At 64.1% G+C, this 19,570-nt stretch carries 17 protein-coding genes and 1 riboswitch; of the genes, 5 read left to right on the top strand and 12 right to left on the bottom strand.

What is annotated here, in order from left to right; genetic code table 11:
* Positions 1 to 13 precede the first annotated feature (13 nt).
* The 10 genes from L1O03_RS03600 to ctaC form a co-directional block, all read right to left on the bottom strand.
* Entirely contained in the window at positions 14 to 1,000 is a 987-nt protein-coding gene (locus L1O03_RS03600; protein ID WP_236118079.1) for an ROK family glucokinase, read from the bottom strand.
* A gap of 61 nt (positions 1,001 to 1,061) precedes the next feature.
* A complete protein-coding gene (locus L1O03_RS03595) occupies positions 1,062 to 2,210 on the bottom strand; it encodes a glycosyltransferase family 4 protein (RefSeq protein ID WP_236118078.1) in 1,149 nt (382 codons plus the stop codon).
* Positions 2,211 to 2,273: 63 nt separating this feature from the next.
* On the bottom strand, positions 2,274 to 3,248 hold the full coding sequence (locus L1O03_RS03590) for an NlpC/P60 family protein (RefSeq protein WP_236118077.1): 975 nt from the start codon (positions 3,246 to 3,248) through the stop codon (positions 2,274 to 2,276).
* A 288-nt stretch (positions 3,249 to 3,536) separates the two neighbouring features.
* Positions 3,537 to 4,148, bottom strand: a complete 612-nt coding sequence (locus tag L1O03_RS03585) for a C40 family peptidase (RefSeq protein ID WP_236118076.1) — start codon at positions 4,146 to 4,148, stop codon at positions 3,537 to 3,539.
* Between the two features lie 12 nt (positions 4,149 to 4,160).
* A riboswitch (cyclic di-AMP (ydaO/yuaA leader) is annotated at positions 4,161 to 4,334 on the bottom strand.
* 645 nt (positions 4,335 to 4,979) lie between these two features.
* Positions 4,980 to 6,608, bottom strand: a complete 1,629-nt coding sequence (gene qcrB / locus L1O03_RS03580; RefSeq protein WP_236118075.1) for a cytochrome bc1 complex cytochrome b subunit — start codon at positions 6,606 to 6,608, stop codon at positions 4,980 to 4,982.
* Positions 6,608 to 7,822 carry a cytochrome bc1 complex Rieske iron-sulfur subunit gene (gene qcrA / locus L1O03_RS03575; RefSeq protein WP_236118074.1) on the bottom strand — a complete coding sequence of 405 codons (1,215 nt, stop codon included), beginning with the start codon at positions 7,820 to 7,822 and terminating at the stop codon, positions 6,608 to 6,610. Before qcrA ends, qcrB begins: the two co-directional genes overlap by 1 nt.
* The gene (qcrC, locus tag L1O03_RS03570; RefSeq protein ID WP_236118073.1) at positions 7,819 to 8,712 is read right to left on the bottom strand and encodes a cytochrome bc1 complex diheme cytochrome c subunit; all 894 of its coding nucleotides are present in this window, start codon (positions 8,710 to 8,712) and stop codon (positions 7,819 to 7,821) included. Before qcrC ends, qcrA begins: the two co-directional genes overlap by 4 nt.
* Before the next feature lie 66 nt (positions 8,713 to 8,778).
* Positions 8,779 to 9,399, bottom strand: coding sequence for an aa3-type cytochrome oxidase subunit III (gene ctaE / locus L1O03_RS03565; protein ID WP_236118072.1), 621 nt, complete (start codon positions 9,397 to 9,399; stop codon positions 8,779 to 8,781).
* 465 nt (positions 9,400 to 9,864) lie between these two features.
* Positions 9,865 to 10,296 carry an aa3-type cytochrome oxidase subunit IV gene (gene ctaF / locus L1O03_RS03560; protein WP_236118071.1) on the bottom strand — a complete coding sequence of 144 codons (432 nt, stop codon included), beginning with the start codon at positions 10,294 to 10,296 and terminating at the stop codon, positions 9,865 to 9,867.
* Between the two features lie 13 nt (positions 10,297 to 10,309).
* A complete protein-coding gene (gene ctaC / locus L1O03_RS03555; protein WP_236118070.1) occupies positions 10,310 to 11,404 on the bottom strand; it encodes an aa3-type cytochrome oxidase subunit II in 1,095 nt (364 codons plus the stop codon).
* Positions 11,405 to 11,785: 381 nt separating this feature from the next.
* Here ctaC and asnB point away from each other — a divergent pair, with 381 nt between their 5' ends.
* Positions 11,786 to 13,708 carry an asparagine synthase (glutamine-hydrolyzing) gene (gene asnB / locus L1O03_RS03550; RefSeq protein ID WP_236118069.1) on the top strand — a complete coding sequence of 641 codons (1,923 nt, stop codon included), beginning with the start codon at positions 11,786 to 11,788 and terminating at the stop codon, positions 13,706 to 13,708.
* A gap of 107 nt (positions 13,709 to 13,815) precedes the next feature.
* Here the strand turns inward: asnB and L1O03_RS03545 are convergent, their stop codons facing one another.
* A complete protein-coding gene (locus L1O03_RS03545; protein ID WP_236118068.1) occupies positions 13,816 to 14,160 on the bottom strand; it encodes a HesB/IscA family protein in 345 nt (114 codons plus the stop codon).
* 212 nt (positions 14,161 to 14,372) lie between these two features.
* Here L1O03_RS03545 and L1O03_RS03540 point away from each other — a divergent pair, with 212 nt between their 5' ends.
* Both L1O03_RS03540 and L1O03_RS03535 read left to right on the top strand, forming a co-directional pair.
* Positions 14,373 to 15,098 carry a DUF3043 domain-containing protein gene (locus tag L1O03_RS03540; protein ID WP_236118067.1) on the top strand — a complete coding sequence of 242 codons (726 nt, stop codon included), beginning with the start codon at positions 14,373 to 14,375 and terminating at the stop codon, positions 15,096 to 15,098.
* 3 nt (positions 15,099 to 15,101) lie between these two features.
* Positions 15,102 to 16,148: a nicotinate-nucleotide--dimethylbenzimidazole phosphoribosyltransferase gene (locus tag L1O03_RS03535; RefSeq protein WP_236118066.1), complete on the top strand. Its 1,047-nt coding sequence runs from the start codon at positions 15,102 to 15,104 to the stop codon at positions 16,146 to 16,148.
* Here the strand turns inward: L1O03_RS03535 and L1O03_RS03530 are convergent.
* Complete coding sequence (locus L1O03_RS03530; protein ID WP_236118065.1) at positions 16,145 to 17,260, bottom strand: branched-chain amino acid aminotransferase; 1,116 nt, start codon at positions 17,258 to 17,260, stop codon at positions 16,145 to 16,147. The two genes, L1O03_RS03535 and L1O03_RS03530, sit on opposite strands and share 4 nt — an antisense overlap.
* A 134-nt stretch (positions 17,261 to 17,394) precedes the next feature.
* Here L1O03_RS03530 and L1O03_RS03525 point away from each other — a divergent pair, with 134 nt between their 5' ends.
* Positions 17,395 to 18,885 carry a leucyl aminopeptidase gene (locus tag L1O03_RS03525; protein ID WP_236118064.1) on the top strand — a complete coding sequence of 497 codons (1,491 nt, stop codon included), beginning with the start codon at positions 17,395 to 17,397 and terminating at the stop codon, positions 18,883 to 18,885.
* Positions 18,886 to 19,137: 252 nt separating this feature from the next.
* Positions 19,138 to 19,570: biotin/lipoyl-containing protein (locus L1O03_RS03520; protein WP_338026118.1), on the top strand; the 433-nt coding region annotated here is incomplete at its 3' end.

Genomic DNA, 19,570 nt, shown 5'->3' with positions numbered 1-19,570 from the left:
GCTGTCGTTGTCCTTAGGTGTTGTCGCAAAGAGCAGCCCGCGCGCGTTGCCGGGCCAGATCGGCTACACCGATCATACCGGCGTCACCCCCCAACTCCGCGCGCACCACTCGGGCGAGCGGACGGTAACCTGCACCCACAATGCGTCGTGCGAAATGTTCCCGCGCCTGATCGAGGTAGAGCTCCGAGGCCGCAGACACTCCCCCTCCCAGCACGATGAGCTCGGGATCGATGACATCGGCCACCATCGCGAAGGCCTCCCCCAGCCAGGAGGCGAAATCCTCCATGACAGCAAGCCCCAGGGGGTCCTTCGCTGAGGCGGCCGCGGTGACGTCACGCCCGGTCATCGCCTGGCCCGCGCGAATCTTCTGCGCCAGCTCACTGGTGGAGAAGTGCGCGTCGACGGCCATCTCCCGCGCCGTTTCCTCCAGCGCGGTCCCTGAGCAATAGCGCTCCAGGCACCCGGATTTGCCGCAGGCGCAGGGCCTGCCGTTGGGAACGACGCGCACGTGCCCAAATTCGGGGGCGGTGCCATAGGCGCCGCGGAAGATCGAGCCGTTGATCATGATGGTGGCGCCGATCCCCGTCCCCACAGCGAAAAACACCCACGTATCCACGTCATGCGCGGCACCATAGGTGTACTCGCCCCAGGCGGCGGCGTTGGCGTCATGCTCGAGCTTGACGGGAAGGCCCAGCAGGTCCTCGAGGAGGGGGCGCACGGCGGTGTCCCGCCACGGGAGGTGCGGGGCGAATCGGACGACCTCGCACTCCGGGTCAAGGAAGCCCGCCACCGCGAGGCCCACCCCGCTCACCTCGTGGCGCGCGGAGAGATCCTGCACCAGCTCAGCAATCCCCGATTCCATGCCCTCCGGGGTCGTGGGAGTCGGCACAGAGAGCTGATCAATGATCTTGCCCTCTGCGGTGACCACGCCCGCCCGCATGTTGGTTCCCCCAATATCGAAACCGATAGTGGAACTCCCCGCCACAGAGGCTGCTGGCATATCGCTCATCCCGCCGATCTTTCGTCACACTGTCTAGCCGTTCCAGTATAGGCCTTCGTACTTAGCGCTCCGCCGGCCCCGCCTCGAGGAGCGAACGCAAGCGCGCGCCCATGATGTCCCATGTCCACGCCGAACGCACGTAGTCCCGGCCGGCACGGCCCATCGCGTGGCGCCGCTCGGCATCGCCCAGAAGCGCGAGCAGCGCCTCCGCGAGGGCGCCGCGATTCTTCCCCGGCACGACGATCCCCGTCTCCGGGGTGACGGTCTCCGGCGCACCTCCCGAATCCCCAGCAACAACCGGGATCCCCGAGGCCTGCGCTTCGAGGTACACAATCCCCAGACCCTCGACGTCGAGCCCACCTCCGCGGGTGCGCGCCGGCATGGCCGCGACGTCAGAAGCAGCGAGAAGCCCCCTCAGCTCCTCAAAGGGCAGTGAGCCCGTGAGCTCGACGCTGCCACCCACCCCGTGGCGATCGACGAGGCGCCGCAGTGCACTCTCGTAGCGTCCCTGCCCGATGATGAGCAGACGCGCCGTCGGGAAGCGCTGCAGGACCTCGGGCCACACCCGGATGAGTTGGTCCTGCCCCTTCCTCGGGACGAGCCGTGATACGCACGTCACGAGCAGCTGATCCCTCCCGAACCCATGCTCCACGCGAATACTGGCCCGCTGTGCCTCGGTGATGGGGTGAAAGAGCTCGGTGTCCACGCCCGAGGGCAGGTGCACAAATCGCGGGTGGGTGCCGAATGCCCCGCGCACTCGCCGCAGCGTGTAATCCGAGATATAGGTGACGACGTCCGCCTCCTCCCCGATCCGCCGCAGCACCTGGCGGGCCACCGGCAGCATGGACCAGCCGACTTCGTGCCCGTGCGTCGTCGCAATAATCCGGCGTGCCCCCGCCCGACGCGCCGCCGGAGCGAGGAGTGCCAACGGAGCCGCGGCCCCGAACCACACCGTCTCGATGGACTTCTCCCGAATGATCTCCTGCATGCGCCGCGCGGTCGCAGGGGTGGGGAGCATGACGGCTCTCGGCCAGCGGATGACCTCGATGGGATACCCCCGATCATGAGCGGCCGCCGCCTCCGCGTCCTGCACGGAGGCGAAGACGCAGATGTCCTGCGGGTCGAGTGTCGCGAGAAAATCCCGCAAGTAGGACTGAATGCCACCGATCCGCGGCGGAAAGTCATTGGTGACGAGAAGTACGCGCGGCATCGTTCTCCCTCCACACACGGCGGGCGGTCAGGGTCCCGGAATCCTCGGCGCGGCTAGCGTCGGCTAGTAGCGGGAGGCTCCGTAATAGGGCATGGAATCAAGCGGCACGACCTGCACCGGAATCCCATAGTCGGAGGCGTGCACCACCTGGCCATTGCCGATGTACATCCCGACGTGCGTCGCCCCAGGATAGAAGCCCACGATATCGCCCGGCTGCAGATCGCTCTTCTCGACGTGCGTACCGCCGGCCATCTGCGCCTGGGAGGTCCGCGGGATACTCTTCCCCTGCTGCTGGAAAGCCCAGAACATGAGGCCCGAGCAGTCGAAGATGTCCGGCCCCGCAGCACCCCAACCATAGGGAGAGCCCTGCTTGCTCATGGCCGCCTTGACGGCAGAGAGCCCAGATTCCGAGCCGAAGAGCCCCTCGATGTTGACCCCCTCGACGGGGTGGTAGCGCTCGATCCAGCGGCGGCGAGCCCCCTCATCGAGCCCATCCACCTGCGCCTTGATTTGGTTGATCCGCTCGTCGAGCTTTCCTTTCTCGACGTCCAGATCACGGCGCTTCTTCTCCAAGTCGCTGAGCTTGAGCACCTGGGCGGCGCGCGAGGCCGCCGCCTTGGAGTGCGCCTCCGCGGCGGCACGGGTGGACTCATCGAGCGAGGAATAGGCCTCCGAGGCCTGGCGCGCGAGGACACCCATGTAGGCGGCGCGGTCGATGGCGTTTTGCGGATTCTCGGCAGAGATGGCGTTGGTGATGGGGTCGATCACCGCTCCGCGGTAGCGCGCGCCCGCAATCCGGTTCACCACGGCCTGCTGCTCCTTCTGGAGGGCCTGGGCCTCCTGGGCCTTACGCACTGCGTCTTCGACCTCACCCTTGCTGCGGTCCACATCTTCCTGGGTGCGGACGATGTCATCCTCCAGGGTCAGAACCTGGTCATTAAGCTCTCCCGCCTCACGAGAGACCGTCTCCATCTGGGCGATGAGATCGTCGACGTCGTCAGCCCGCGCGATTCCGGTGGATATGCTTCCCGCTACCATGACGCTAGCAGCACAGAGGGCAATAGCACCCTTATAACGCGAGCTCAGAAAGCCCGAGGCGATCGACATCGATGACTCCCCTATTCCGTAACGAAACTCCACTTACTATAGCCTCTGCGCAGCGCCTTCGGCCAATCCAAGAAAAGTGCTGTGACCAGTGTGAATTGAGAGAATAAAGAGAAAGGAGAGGCCCACTCTCTCCCGTCGGAGAAGTGGACCTCTCAGAAGATTCCAGTACGGAGATCGGACGATCTCTCGTGAGGGGCGAGGACCTCGCCCGAGCCGCTCTTAGAAGCGGACCGCGGAGTGGATCGGCATGTAGTCAAGCGGACGCTCGCCCACCGGGGTGCCGGACTGCAGGGCGTCGATGATGGTGTTGTTACCGACGAAGATGCCGACGTGGGACGCCCCACCGTAGAAGGCGACGACGTCGCCCGGCTGAAGATCAGAGAGCGCCACCGGGGTGCCCGCAGCGGCCTGGGCCTGCGAGGTGCGCGGGATGCTCTTACCAGCCTGCTGGTGAGCCCAGTAGACGAGGCCGGAGCAGTCGAAGGCATCCGGGCCAGCAGCGCCCCACACGTAGGGGGCGCCCACCTTGCTCCGCACGGCGTCGACAATGGCGTTGCCGTTAGCAACCTGGGGAGCCACCTGGCCGATCGCATCCTGGATACTGCCCGCCTGGCCCTGAATGGAGGGCACCCACTGGTTGATGCCGGGGACGTTCTCGATGCCGGGGATATTCTCCACGCCATCGGCCTGGAAGGAGAGGTTGGTGCCCGGAATGACGATGTCCGCCGCGTGAGCGGAGGGGTTCACCAGGGAGGTCGCGCCCACAGCAAGGGCGGAGGCAGCCGCAACACGGCGGGTGGTGTTCAGGTTCTGACGACGGTGCTTAGCCACGAGAGAAAACTCCAAATCTTCCTATATGCCTACCGGGTTAGCTGACGGGTTGATCAGGAAGACTCCCTCTCTTACTCCACACGCCACGGGACGCGCGCTCTTGTAAGAGATAAACCCCAGAAACACCTTGGTTCCCCGGCTCTCGCTCCCCCGCTACCGGAGAAGGAGATTCAGCTTTGTAGTTGTCGGTTCGATCAGCACGGCCCGGACCTGCCGCTGGTTGCACAGCTTCGGTGCCGCAATGTCTCGACTAGATTACGAAATGGTTACGAGCCGTGTCCAGTCAACACACCGTGATCGTCTCGTTATCTGGCTGTTATCAAACGAGATGCAATCGTTATCTCGTCGTGATCTTGCCGGCAACTGCCGGAGGTGATCCGTCGCGCCGCCCCCAATTTATGGCGCTGGCCAGGACTTTTCCTAGCAACTCCCACGAATATACAGGGCGGCCCGCTCCAAGTCCAACTTGCCCCGACGAGCTCGCTCCCACTGTTTGTGACTTTGCACACATCTCTACCTATGTGTGTCTATTAGGTCATATGGCGAGTGCGGACACGGGTCAGCATGGCTTCCAGAAAGCACGAGTGTTCTGACGGTGAGCGCTTGTCGCTGTGTTCTCTCTAGAGTCTCTGTCCGCCCTGCACGGGAGGATCCCTCTGTTGTTTATCTGAGCGCCTGCGGCGGGACGCTCCACGCCTCGATGGGCGAGTCGGCAGAGAAAGAACGGGGCCTCGTGGTGCCTGGGCCGTAGCGCCGCTCTAGAGCATAAAAACAAGGGCCACCCCACCTCGCGGTGGGATGGCCCTTGGTGACGATACAGGGGCGGACTATTTAGTCCAGGTGCCCGTTCTTGCGGTCAACTTCGCGGTTCTGATCCTGAAGGCGCTCGTACATGGCCTTCTCCTCGGCGTGGTTCTCGTGCTCCACCTCGGCAGCGCGGCGAGCGATCTCGGGGCTGTCGGGCTTGAGCAGGGAGCCACGGCCGGGGGCGCCGGAGAATCCGAGCTGGTTCATCTGCTTCGGGACGGCGGCGCCGGCGTACTCGAGCGGGATCGGGTGGCCGTGCTCGTCCACCGGGCCGAGCGGCTGGTGGACCTCGATGAAGGCACCGTTGGGCATCTGCTTGATGACACCGGTCTCAATGCCGTGCTCAAGGACCTCACGGTCAGAGCGCTGGAGGCCGAGGCAGATCCGGTAGGTGACGAAGTAAGCCACCGGCGGCAGGATGATGAGGCCGATACGGCCCACCCAGGTCATCGCGTTGAGGGAGATCTGGAAGTGGTAGGCCAGGAGGTCGTTACCGCCGGAGATGGTCACCAGCAGGTAGAACATGATGGCCATCATGCCGATGCTCGTACGAACCGGAACGTCGCGAGGACGCTGGAGCAGGTTGTGGTGGGCATCGTCGCCGGTGATCTTCTTCTCGATGAACGGGTAGCTGATGAGCAGCACCACCATGAGGCCACAGAGAAGAGCAACCCAGAAGGCGGAGGGGATGGTGTAGTTCCCCAGGTAGAGCTCCCATGCCGGCATGACACGGGCGACACCATCCGTCCACAGCATGTAGATGTCAGGCTGGGAACCAGCGGACACCTGTGCCGGGTTGTAGGGGCCGATCGTCCAGATGGCGTTGATGGTGGTGATACCACCGAGCAGAGCCAGCATGCCAGCGGTGAGGAAGCCGAAGGCGGCACCCTTCAGAGCGAACACCGGCATAATGCGGACGCCGACGACGTTGTTCTCGGTGCGGCCAGCACCCGGGAACTGGGTGTGCTTCTGGTACCACACCAGCGCAAGGTGCGCCGCGATGAGGCCGAGGATGATGCCGGGCACGATGAGGACGTGCGCGATATAGAAGCGGTCGAGCATGAGCTCCGAGGGGAAGTCGCCACCGAAGATCATCCAGTGCATCCAGGTACCGATGATCGGGATGCCCACGATGATGGCGGACATAATGCGGAGACCGACACCGGAGAGGAGGTCATCCGGAAGTGAGTAGCCCATGAAGCCTTCGATCATGCCCAACAGGAGGAGCATGACACCGATGATCCAGTTCGCCTCACGGGGGCGACGGAATGCACCAGTAAAGAAGATGCGGGCCATGTGCACGGTCATGGAGACCATGAACATGAGGGCTGCCCAGTGGTGCATCTGGCGGATGAAGAGACCGCCACGCACCTCGAAGGAAATGTTGAGAGCCGTCTCGTAGGCACGAGACATCTCCACACCCTTCAGGGGCAGGTACGCACCGTCGTACACCACCTTGGTGATGGACGGGTCGAAGAAGAGGGTCAGATAGACACCGGTGAGCAGCAGGATGATGAAGCTGTACAGAGCCAGCTCACCCAGCATGAACGACCAGTGCGTCGGGAAAACCTTGTTGATCTGGCGACGCATCCCCGCCGACGCTGTGTAGCGGGAGTCGATGTTGTCGCCGATCTGCGCCAATTTATTGCTCATTATGATCTACGCTCCCAGAATGCAGGGCCGACGGGCTCAATGAAGTCGCCCTTAGCAACGAGGTAGCCTTCCTCGTCCACCTCGATCGGCAGCTGAGGCAGCGCACGGGCGGCCGGTCCGAAGAGCGGCTTGCCGTACATCTTGGCGTCGAACTGCGACTGGTGGCACGGGCACAGAATGCGGTTCGTCTGAGCCTCGTACAGCGAGGTCGGGCAACCGATATGTGTACAAATCTTCGAGTAGGCGTAGTAGTCGCCGTAGTGGAAGTCTTCCTGACCCTGGCGCTCGACCGCCTCCTGGGCGTCCTTGTGACGCAGACGGATCAGCATGACGGCGTTACGCGGGCCGTGGATAGAGTGCATGTGCTCCTCGTACACGTCGCGCGCCTTGTCGTGCTTATCACGATCGTTGACAAGGTCAGCCGGAAGCGGGAAGACGGTTTCCATCGACCCGGCGTCGAGGTCCTCGGGGCGCATGCGCACGAGGCGGCTAATGCCCTCGGTCTTGGCGTGGCGACCAATTTCGGAATCGTGGAAGTCGGCGATCGCGCCGGTGTCACGACCCAGGTACACCTTCACGCCCTTGGAATGGAGGGTCCACCCGGAGGTCCACAGGGTGCCATCGCCCTGGATGCCCAGCGGGCCCTTCTTCCAGGGGTTCTTGATCATGCTGAAGACCGGGAAGATCACCGAGAGACCGGCGAGAACACCGGAAGCACCGAGCATGCCCGCCAGGACCTTACGACGACCCAGCGTGGAGGTGTTCCAGGAATCGTTGAGCAGCGCGGTCATGGTGCGACGGTCCACTTCGTCGGAGGGGCCGTCGTGACGACGCTGAACGGAGATCTCCTCCGGGATGATCTTCTTGACGTAGGTCACGACGGCGAGGCCGAGACCACCGATCGCCAGAGCGGCGCACACGCCGAGCAGCGGGGTGTAGAAGGTGTACATCCAGAGGCCGTCGGCCCCGTGGCCCTTGTACTGCCAGGGCCAGAAGAGGTACACGAGGAGGAACCCGAGGGCCCCAATGATGGAGAGCCCGAGGAACACGCCCACGGAGACCGAAGCCCGCTTGGAGGCGGGGTCGTTCTCGACCGGGAAGCGCTCCTTGCGATAAGCGACGGTCACGCCATCGAGCTCAGTGCCCAGGCGTGCGAGCTCATCGTTGCTCATACTGTTCAGCTCTTGGGGGGAGTACTTCTTCTTTTCACTCATGACCGGGTTCCAATCCACATTGCGGCGGCGATCATCACGACGATGCCGACGAGCCACATGAACATACCTTCAGCGACCGGGCCGAGTCCGCCGAGGCTCCATCCACCGGGGGAAGGAGTCTCCTTGGAGGCCTTGATGAAGGCGATAATGTCCTTCTTCTCATCAGCGGAGAGCTGACGATCAGAGAACTTCGGCATGTTCTGCGAGCCGTTGAGCATCGCCTGGTAGATCTCCTGCTCGTTGGCCGGGTCAAGGTACGGAGCGTACTTACCCGAGGAGAGGGCGCCGCCACGACCGGTGAAGTTGTGGCAGGAGGCGCAATTCAGACGGAAGAGGTCGGAACCGCGCGCGATGTCCTTCGGATCGATTCCGTTCTCTTCGCTGTAGTTCGCACCGCGGAGGCTCTCCAGAGCGACCTCGCCGTTCTTGTCCCACACGATGTCCGGGCCGTTGCCGTTCGCAGCGACGTAGGCAGCAAGTGCCAGGGTCTGCGCCTCGGTGAAACGCGGGGTCTTGCGCTCGGCCTGCGCGTCATTCGACATCATCGGCATACGGCCGGAGTGAACCTGGAAGTAGGTCGCACCGGCGCCGACGCCGACGAGGGAGGGACCGCGCTGGTCAACACCCTGCAGGTTCGCGCCGTGGCACGTAATGCAGGTGGTGTCGTAGAGGTCCTTACCCTGCTGAATAAGGGCTTGGTCGTCGAGCTGTGCGTTGGCAACCTGGGGGTCCGGCGTCATGGCCGTGGCCAAAACGCCCGCACCCGTCAGACCCACCGTGAGCGCCAAGGCACCCGCGGCCGTCCGGCGGGCCTTGCGGCGCGCCTTCGTCTTCTTCGCGTCCCGGTGAGGTGAGGATCCCGCCTTCCGGAACTTCCTAGTGATATCCATCTTGTACCTTTGGATCTCGATTGTGAAAGTGGCTGGGTGTTCTCCGGCCAAAGCCGGAAGACGTGTCTACTGGATGATGTAGACGATGAAGAACAGTCCGATCCAGATGACGTCGACGAAGTGCCAGTAGTAGGAGGTCACCATCGCGGCCGTCGCCTGCGCCGGGGTGAACTTCGCCTTGGCAATACGCAGCATGACCACGAGGAAGGCGAGGACGCCTGCCAGCACGTGGGCCGCGTGGAAGCCAGTGGTAATGAAGAACACCGACGCGAAGACGGAGCTAGAGATGGTGACGCCTTCCATCACCAGGTGCGCGTACTCGTACATCTGGAGGGCGAGGAAGATCACGCCCAGCAGGATGGTCACCAAGTACCAACGACGAAGTCCATAGACATTGCCCCTTTCAGCTGCGAAGACGCCGAGCTGAGAGGTCACAGAAGACGACACCAGCACGACCGTGATGACGAAGGCGTACCACGGGTTGAGGTGCTCGGTCTGCTGCTCCCAATCACCACCAGGTGCGAGACCATTGGCGCGCGACGTGAACCACATCGCGAAGAGCCCGGCGAAGAACATCAATTCCTGAGACAGGAACACGATGGTGCCCACGCTGACCATGTTGGGTCGGTTCAGCGCGGCAACACGTCGTGGTGCTGCCTTACCTTGGTTTGAAACTGCGCTCGTCACGTGTTCCAGTATGGCCGGCTCCAGCCTTAAAGTCACTTCGTCACCCCCTGAGAACTTTCCTCCATACAGGCTCCCCACCTGCGCTTTTTCTCATGTTTGCAAGAAATTTGAGATTTTTTGGAGAGATCGGGAACTTTTCCACCCTTCCGTCCGACGACCCATCTGCGCAGGTCATAAGCAGATCCATCGTTGTGCTTCACAGCACCCCTGCAGCCCTCCGCAGACCCACCCCCTTGACCTGGGGTTTTAGAGAGCTCGCAAAAGAGTTCCCGAGCGAGACGTATCTCACACCATGAGGCCGCCCATCCACCGGGGTTCCCAAACTTTCGGTTGACCCCTCCCCCGATGCCCCCGCGCCGGCGCCTTCCTCCCCTTGTCACGGCCTCACGGCACGAAGGACACATACCAAAACGACCCATCGCCGCCCCGAGGGAACGGCGATGGGTCGTGGACAGGAAGTGCGGGTTAGTGCTTTTCCTTCGGAAGCCCGTACTGCATGTTGAGCATGACGGTGGTGTACACCAACAGCACGGCGCCGAGGATGAGCAGCCACCAGTGCAGGAAGGCCACACCGAGTCCGAGGACCATCACGGCACCAGACATGGCGGCCGGCCAGATGGAGTGGGGGCTGAAGAAGCCCAGGGTGCCAGCCTTGTCAGCAATCTCGGCCTCCTCCCAGTCCTCGGGAAGGATGTCAACGCGGTTGGACGTGAGGTGCAGGTAAGCACCGAGCATGACAGCCAGCATGAAGGCGAGGACCAGGGCTACGGTACCGGCCCACTCCACCTTCGGGATGCTGCCATCATCCGCCACCAGCTTCGTCGCGAGGATGTAGATCACAGCCATCACGCCGAGGAACGCGGCGGTTCCGTACATAATCTTGGCGCTTGAGTTCATGTCTCTGTCTCCTCTAGCTCAGAGAGTTGGGATCCTGGAAGTTGTCTCCCCCGCGGGTGTCGCGCAGAGAGCTGAACGGCTTGGTGGTGGTGGCGAAGGGATCCTCGCCGATGGACTTGAGGGCCTCGGAGTTCGGAGCGTCCGGGTGGTTGATCCGGTAGTCCATGTACTGCGTGAACTTCTCCGGGGAGACGACGCGCACCTCGAAGTTCATCATCGCGTGGTAGGTACCGCACATCTCAGCGCAGCGGCCGACGAAGGCGCCTTCCTTCTCAATCTTTTCCACCTGGAAAGCCCGCTGCGAGGAGTTGGCCTCCGGGTGCGGGTAGGCGTCACGCTTGAAGAGGAACTCCGGCACCCAGAAGGAGTGGCTCACGTCCGAGGACGCCAGCTGGAACTCGATGGGGGTATTGGAGGGGAGCACGAGCACCGGGACCTCGTCGGTGGTGCCGACCGTCTCGATCTTGTCGTAGTGGAGGTAGGACTTGTCCATTTGGGAGCGGCCGTGGATCGGGTTGTTGCCGTTGGCGTTAACCCCGTTCTTCTCAGCCTCGGCCTCGCGAGCCTCGTCCTTACCGTTGTAGACGCTGCCAGTCGGCGACAGCTCCTTGCCGACCTCCTGGTAACCGAACTTCCAGTTCCACTGGAAAGCGGTGACGTCAACCTTCACCTGGGGGTTCTTGTCCAGGGCGGTCGCACGGTCCTGAGCCTGCACCGTGAAGAGGAAGAGCCCCATCACGATGACGATCGGGATGATGGTGAGGACCAGCTCCAGCGGAATGTTGTACTGCAGCTGGCGGGGGAACTCGCCGTCGCCACGCTTGGCGGCCTTCTTGGCGTTCCACCGGCCGAAGATGGCGTAGAGGAAAATCCCCCACATGATGATGCCGATAATCCAGGCGGTGACCCAGGTCCACACCCAGAAGTTGCCCAGCTGGTGCGCCTCCGGCGTGATGCCTTCCGGCCAGCCCATACGCAGGAAGTGAAGGAACTTCACCTTCTGGTCGGGACCGTCGACGTCGCAGGCAGCCATGCTCGTCCCGGCGAGGGCGAGCACGCTACCGAGGGCAACCTTGGAAGCGATTCCCTGCTTCATTCGCTGTTTCACGTGTGTCTGCCTTCCTGTCCACACAAGAGTTTAAGAACCCGCAGGTTCCTCCTAACTAGGCAGGATAGCTCATGTGCTCCTATTTCCCACGTCAGCTCCCCCACCTAATTGGGCCGCTAGCGGGCACAATCTCACTGTTTTTTCAGGATCCTACAGCTAATGCCGTTACGGGGCGGAAGCAGCCCTCCCGGCGCGTGTTATTCAACTCACAATGCATCCATCGAAGGTTTACACCCATTTATCTCCCCCTCCACCCCACCGACTGCTTCACAGTCCCTCTCTCACGACACACGCCTCACAGATTTTCCGCTGAGCCCGTTTTTCGCCGTATCGTTGAGGGATCATTGTCATCGCTCACAGAAACAAAGGAGCAGCGCGAGAATGTGCGGGTTTTTAGGACTACTGACCGCCACGAGCAACGCGAAGGACTTCGAGCCCCTCATGAGCTCTGCCCTGAGCTGCATGCGACACCGCGGGCCGGATGACTCCGGAACGTGGCTCGATGAGGACGCCATCTTCGGCTTCGCGCGGCTGTCCATTATCGATATCGCCCACTCGCATCAGCCGCTCCTCTGGGGCCCCGAGGAGAACCCCGAACGCTACCTCCTCACCTTCAACGGCGAGATCTACAACTACGTTGAGCTCCGCGAAGAACTCGCCTCTGCCGGCCTCCCCTTCCACACCACGGGCGACTCCGAAACGATCGTCGCCGGCTATCACCGCTGGGGCGCCAAGGTCGTCGAGCACCTTCGCGGCATGTTCGCCTTCGCCATCTGGGACACCGAGAAGCGCGAGCTCTTCATCGCCCGGGATCGCTTCGGCATCAAGCCCCTGTACATTGCGACGACGCCCGCCGGGACGATGGTGAGCTCCGAGAAGAAGTCCATCCTGGCCGCCGCGAAGGAACTGGGTCTCGACTCCAGCCTTGACTACCGCGCCATCGAGCACTACGTCGACCTCCAATACGTCCCCGAACCGGAGAGTCTGCACACGGGCATTCGTCGGCTCGAATCGGGCTGCTACGCCACGGTGCGCCCGGGCGAGGCCCCCGTGTCGTACCGCTACTTCGCGCCGGAGTTCCGCACCACCCCGGTCCCCGCGGACGAGGAGCAGAAGCTCTTCGATGCGATCGCCGATGCGCTTCGGGATAGCGTCGAGAAGCACATGCGCGCGGATGTGACCGTCGGATCTTTCTTGTCGGGCGGTATTGATTCGACGGCCATCGCCGCGCTGGCGAAGCAGTCCAACCCCAATCTCTTGACGTTCACCACGGGCTTCGAGCGCGAGGGCTACTCGGAGGTGGATGTGGCCGCGGAGTCGGCGGAGGCTATTGGGGCGGAGCACATCGTGAAGGTGGTCTCCCCCGAGGAGTATGCCGAGGCCGTCCCCGCCATCATGTGGTACCTCGACGATCCGGTGGCGGATCCGTCGCTCGTGCCGCTGTATTTCGTCGCGCGCGAGGCGCGGAAGCACGTCAAGGTGGTGCTCTCCGGTGAGGGCGCGGATGAGCTCTTCGGCGGATACACCATTTATAAGGAGCCGCTGTCGCTCGCCCCGTTTGAGAAGATCCCGGACGGGCTGCGTCGTGGGCTTGGCCGCCTCTCGCACATCCTTCCCGAGGGGATGAAGGGGAAGTCGCTGCTCGAGCGCGGCTCCATGAGCATGGAGGAGCGCTATTACGGCAACGCGCGCTCCTTCAACTTTGAGCAGATGAGCCGCGTCATCCCGTGGGCAAAGAAGGAATGGGATCACCGCGACGTCACCGCGCCGCTCTACGCCCAGTCCACCCACATGGACCCTGTGGCGCGGATGCAGCACCTGGATCTCTTCACCTGGATGCGCGGGGACATCCTCGTGAAGGCGGACAAGATCACCATGGCGAACTCGCTGGAGCTGCGCGTCCCCTTCCTTGACAAGGAGGTGTTCGCGGTGGCGGAATCCATCCCCTACCAGCTGAAGATCTCCCACGGCACCACCAAGTACGCCCTGCGCAGGGCCATGGAACAGATCGTGCCGCCTCACGTTCTCCACCGACGCAAGCTCGGCTTCCCGGTGCCCATGCGCCACTGGCTGGCTGGAGACGAACTCTACGGCTGGGCCCAGGACACCATCCGCGAGTCCCAGACCGAGGACATCTTCAACAAGGACGCCGTCCTCGAGATGCTCAAGGAGCACCGCGATGGGGTGAGCGACCACTCCCGTCGACTCTGGACGGTGCTGGCCTTCATGATCTGGCACGGGATCTTCGTGGAAGAGCGCATCACCCCGGCGATTGAGGAGCGCGACTACCCCGTCAATATCTAAGCCGAGATCTCGGCTGCTCCACGCATGACGCAATCAGCCCCGGCCTCCTTCACAACGAGGGGCCGGGGCTGCTGTTTTATGTCCTGAGGACGCCCAGCGGGGGATGCTTAGTTGAAGGAATCGCCGCAGGCGCAGGATCCCGTGGCGTTGGGATTGTCGATGGTGAAGCCCTGCGACTCGATAGTGTCCGCAAAATCAATGGTGGCGCCGGTGAGGTACGGAGCGCTCATCTTGTCGACGACGAAGCGGACGCCGCCCACCATTTCTGCAACATCCCCATCGAGCTCACGGTCATCAAACATCAGCTGATAGCGGAGACCAGCGCAGCCGCCGGGCTGGACAGCGATGCGCAGCGAGAGGTCATCACGCCCCTCCTGATCCATGAGGGCCTTGGCCTTCGCGGCGGCAGCCTCGGTGAGGGTGACGCCCGTACCAGTCGAGGGAGCAGTCATGCGGTTCTCCTTCTTCTCCAAGTCTTCTCGACAATGCTCAGTGTTGTGCCGATAGTACTCTTCAGCACTCTTCGCCCGCAGTCAACACCTCACTCAGTTCTTTTATTCCCCGTCCCCTGCCCGCTGCGCGAACGCACCCGCCGGGAGGCCGCCATGCGTGGGGAACGGGACTCTCTTTTTTGTTCCCCCGGAAGACTTGTAGCCTATATAGCGTGAAATTCCCCTGGCAGAAATCTCATCCCACTGACGATCCCGCGCCCGACGTCGAGGAGCACACCACCGACGCAGCGGGAGACTCCGGCGAGCACGCCCACGAGGAGGCCGCCGAGCACCACCGGAAGGGCTACACCCCACCGAAGGGCCGCCCGACCCCGAAGCGCAAGGACGTCGAAATCCAGAAGGGCGTCCGCCGCTCCACCCAGGCTCCGCTCACCCGCAAGCAGTCCAAGGAGCAGCGGAAGAAGCTCAAGGAGTCCATGTCCAAGGAGGAGTGGAAAGAGTATCGACGCAAGGAGCGCGACGAAGCCCGCTCCGCTCGCCTCGAGGCACAGCGCCGCATGGATGCCGGCGATGAGCGCTACCTCCTCGATCGCGACAAGGGCGAGGAGCGCCGCTACGTGCGGGATTGGATCGACGCCCGTCGGTTCCTCAACAACCTCGTCATGCCCTTCGCCCTCGTGTTGCTGGTGATTCTGCTGATCTCGCAGTGGCAGCCGGTCTTCGCGAACATCGCGTCGCTGGTCTGCCTCGTCGTCATCATCGTGCTGGCGATCGAAGCCGTCATCACCGGCCGCCGGGTGAACAACGCCGTGCGCGCGAAGTTCCCCGGGAGCACGGCACCGGGGTTCAGCCTGGGCTTCTACGCCTATTCCCGCATGACGCAGCCCCGCAAGTGGCGCACCCCGCGCCCGCGAGTTGAGATTGGCGCCGAGGTCTAAACCATGCCCTCAGAGAGCTTCCCCCGTGCCCCACACCCCGACGCCGCGGCCACGGATCAGCTCCTCCGGGACCTCCGCCACCGCCAGCCGCGGTGCGGGAGCCTCGGCCTTCTCAGCCCGGCCATCGCGTGGTGGGCCGGCTGCTCGGGGCTTCCGCTGCGCGCGCCCTCCCACGTCGCGCTCGTCGTCGTTGCCGGGCGGCACGGCTGGGAGGATGGCCGCGTCTGCACACTGACAGAGGCGGACACCGACCGCTCCTGCGCGGAGATCACCGAGCACTGCAGCCCCGCCGACCTCCTTGGAGTGGGCGCAGAGGTCACGCTCTGCGATCTCCGGGATGTTCCCGTCGCCCCGAGTAACAAGGAGGACGCACTCACGGAGGAAGACATGCGTTCGTGCATGGAGAGGGGCCGACGGGAGGCTTCGCGCGCCATCGACTCGGGCGCTGACCTCCTGGTGCCCGGCTCCCTCGGGGCCGCCGAGCTCAGCACCGCCGCGACCCTCGTCGGCGCCCTCTGCCAGCGGGAACCCGTGAGCCTCTATCGCACCGGGAATGACCCCGAGCTGTGGAAACGGCAGGTCGCGGCCACGCGCGACGCCCTCTTCCGGGTCAGCGGCCGCGGTTTCCGGGCAGGTCACCGCGACCCTCACCACAGCGCCGGGGAACACGCCCAAGCCGTCCTGCGTCGCCTCGGCTCCCCCGCCACAGCGGCGCTGACGGGATTCCTCATCGAGGCAGCACAGCGGCGCACCCCCGTGCTTCTTGACGGCGTGCACCCCCTGTGCGCCGCGCTCATCGCCGAGCGCTGTGCCCCTGGGAGCGCCGCGTGGATGTACCTCTCCTGCCACACCACCGAGCCGCTCGCGGAGCCGATCATCGAGGCCCTTGAGCTCCAACCCATGACCATCACCGAGGCCGAGCTCCCCGCCGGTATCGGATCACTTATGGCGCTGCCCCAGCTCAACGCGGGGATTGCGCTGTGCCGGGGCAGCGTGGAGGAACCGGAAGGCCCCTCAGCAGAGGACCTTCCGGGTGTTGAGAGCTCCTAGGAGCTCGACGCGGGGACCAGGGTGTACTTCCACTGGTGGGCGTCGTCAACCACACCATTCTGGATGCCCGTGAGGCGCTCGCGCAGCTGCATCGTCACGCTGCCGGGCTCGTTGTTGTTGATGGTGTACTCGCCGTGCGCGGACTTCACCGTGCCGACGGGGGTGATCACGGCGGCGGTACCGCAGGCGAAGGCCTCGGTCATGGCGCCGGAGCGGACGTCCTCTTCCCACTCCTGGATGGAGATGCGACGCTCCTCCACCTGGTAGCCGCAGTCCTGCGCCACCTCGAGGAGGGAGGCGCGCGTGACACCCGGGAGGAGGCTGCCGGAGAGGGCGGGGGTAACGATGGTGCAATCGGAGCCCTCGCCGTACACGAACATGAGGTTCATGCCGCCCATCTCCTCGACGTAGCGGTGCTCGATGGCATCCAGCCACACGACCTGGTCACAGCCCTTCTCCGAGGCCTGGGCTTGGGCCTGGAGCGAGCCCGCATAATTGCCCGCGCACTTCGCGGCGCCCGTGCCGCCCGGGGCGGCCCGGACGAAGTCCTCGCACAGCCAGACACTCACCGGGCGGATCCCGCCGGAGAAGTACGCACCCGCCGGAGACGCGATGACGACATAGCGGTAGGAGACCGACGGGCTCACCCCGAGCGTGGTTTCCGTCGAGATCATAAAGGGCCGGAGGTAGAGGGAGGCCTCCCCGCCGGACTCGGGGACCCAGGCGGCGTCGATGTCGACGAGCTGGCGCAGGGATTCCACGAACAGATCCGTCGGCAGCGGCGGCATCTGCAGGCGCTCGGCGGAACGCTGCATCCGGGCGGCGTTCTGGTCGGGACGGAAGGTGGCGATAGAGCCATCGGGCTGGCGGTAGGCCTTGATGCCTTCGAAGATCGCCTGCCCATAGTGGAAGACCGACGTGGCAGGATCCAGAGTGAACGGGGCATAAGGGACAACCTGGGCGTTGTGCCAACCGTTGTCCTCATCCCACTCGATGGTCACCATGTGATCGGTGAAGTACTTGCCAAAGGACGGATTGGCGAGGATCTTCTCTCGCTCATCCGCCGGGGTGGGATGATCGGTGCGCTGGATAGAAAACTCTATGGAAGCCATGCATAAACGATACACGGCGGCCCGGACACCACACCCGGGCGAGGGGGCGGCGCGCTCGGGGGCGTCGGGCGAGCGGGGAGCTCGCTATCATCGGCAGCAATCATCCGAAAACTCTTGTGGAGGTTGTCACGCCCATGAGCACAGCATCACTGCCTGTCCGCGCCGCACTTCCCGAGGTCGAGCTGGTCAAGAAGCTTCCGGCCTCGGTGGACGCCCTTCTCTTCCCCGCTTTCACCGGCGAGGACGGCCCCGAATTCCCCGCCTGCCCGGCCCTCGACAAGGACGTGACCTCCACCATCCTTGCCCAGCTCAAGGCGGTGGATGCAACAGGCAAGGCCGGCGAGATCACCCGCATCCCCGGCATTGACACTCCCGTGGTCGCGGTAGGCCTGGGTTCAGCGGAGGACCTCGACGACGAAGCCCTGCGCCGGGCCGCCGGGAGCGCTGCCCGCGCACTCCGCGGGGTATCGAGCATCGCCGTCGCCTTCGGCCCCGTCTCCCTGTCCGCGTTGGTCGAAGGCCTTCTCCTGGGCGCCTATGACTACCCCGGCTTCCGCGGCGCCGACGCCGAGGAGGCCCCCGAGCCCATCCACTCGATCGCCATTCTGGGCGACCCGAAGGCACAGAAGGACGAGCTCCTCGCCGCCCTCATCACCGTCGAGAGCGTCTATCTCGCCCGCGACCTGGTCAACACCCCCTCCTCGCACCTCTACCCCGAGACTTATGCGGACGTCATCCGCGCCGAGGCGAAGAAGGCCGGCGTGGACGTGCAGGTTCTCGACGAGAAGGCGCTCGAGAAGCAGGAGTTTGGCGGCATTCTGGCGGTTGGCAAGGGCTCTGCGCGGCCCCCGCGGCTGGTGAAGCTGAGCTGGAGCCCGCGTCGGGCGCGGTCCTCGGTGGCTTTCGTTGGCAAGGGCATCACGTTCGACACCGGCGGCATCTCCATCAAGCCCTCCGCCCACATGGAGAACATGATCTCGGACATGGGCGGTTCGGCGGCCGTCGTCGCCGCGGTGCTCGGCGCAGCGCGGATGCACCTCAACGTTGCCGTGACCGGGTACGTAGCCCTCGCGGAGAACATGCCCGACGGCAATGCCACCCGCCCCGGCGATGTCATCACCCACTACGGCGGGATCACCTCCGAGGTCATCAACACGGACGCTGAGGGACGCCTGGTCCTCGCGGATGCTCTGGCGCGTGCCAGCGAGGATAAGCCGGATTACCTCATCGACACGGCGACGCTGACGGGCGCCCAGCTGGTGGCCCTGGGCGTGAACACCAGCGGCGTCATGGGCACCGAGACCTTCCGCGATCGGCTGGCGGAGATCGGCCGCAGCGTGGGCGAGCCCGCCTGGGCCATGCCTCTGCTCGAGGAGCACGAGAAGTCAGTCCGCTCCCCCATTGCCGACATCCGCAACGTGGACAACACCCGGAATGGGGGCATGCTCTACGCCGGGACGTACCTGTCCAAGTTTGTGGGCGAGGGCATCGAGTGGGCCCACGTGGACATCGCCGGCCCCTCCTTCAACGAGGGCTCCGCGAAGGGATATCTCCCCGTTCGCGCCACCGGCGTGCCCGTGCGCACCTTCCTCGCCCTGCTCAAGGAACTGGCTGAGCAGAGCTAGAAACAGCTGATCCCGGGGCACTTCACGTCCCGCCCGCCGGGGCGGCACGTGCTCCCCGGGTCATCTTTCTCGCCAGAGGTTCCGCGAGGCGGTACCCACCGCCCCGCCGGGCCGCCTGGCGGTGACTAGTATCCTAAAGAAAGAGCGTTCACCCTGGGGGTGAAGCGCTTCCCCTGTCGGTGTCCACCCCTGCCGGTAGGCTAGGGGCGCACCCATAAAGAACTAAGCGAATTTGTCGAGGAGTCTTCAACCATGGCGTTCTCCGTCGAGATGCCCGAGCTGGGCGAATCCGTCACCGAAGGCACAATCACCCAGTGGCTCAAAGAGGTCGGTGACACAGTGGAGCAGGACGAGCCGTTGCTCGAGGTCTCCACGGATAAGGTCGATACGGAAATCCCGTCCCCTGCCGCAGGTGTGCTGCTAGAGATTAAGGCCGAGGAGGATGACACCGTCGACGTCGGCGAGGTCATCGCCATCATCGGGGATAAGGACGAGGCTCCCGCCAGCGACTCCTCCGACGATGCCGAGGAAGAACCGGCGAAGGAGGACAGCGCCCCGGAGGCCAGCGAGGAGTCTGGCTCCGCCGACAGCGGTGACGCCACCGACGTCGCCATGCCGGAACTCGGCGAGTCCGTCACCGAAGGCACCATCACCCAGTGGCTCAAGGAAGTCGGCGACACCGTCG

Source organism: Corynebacterium uropygiale, from assembly GCF_021568315.1.
GTDB classification, from domain to species: Bacteria; Actinomycetota; Actinomycetes; order Mycobacteriales; family Mycobacteriaceae; genus Corynebacterium; species Corynebacterium uropygiale.
Note: the sequence above shows the minus strand (reverse complement) of the source record. Positions and strands in the feature narration are given on the sequence as shown.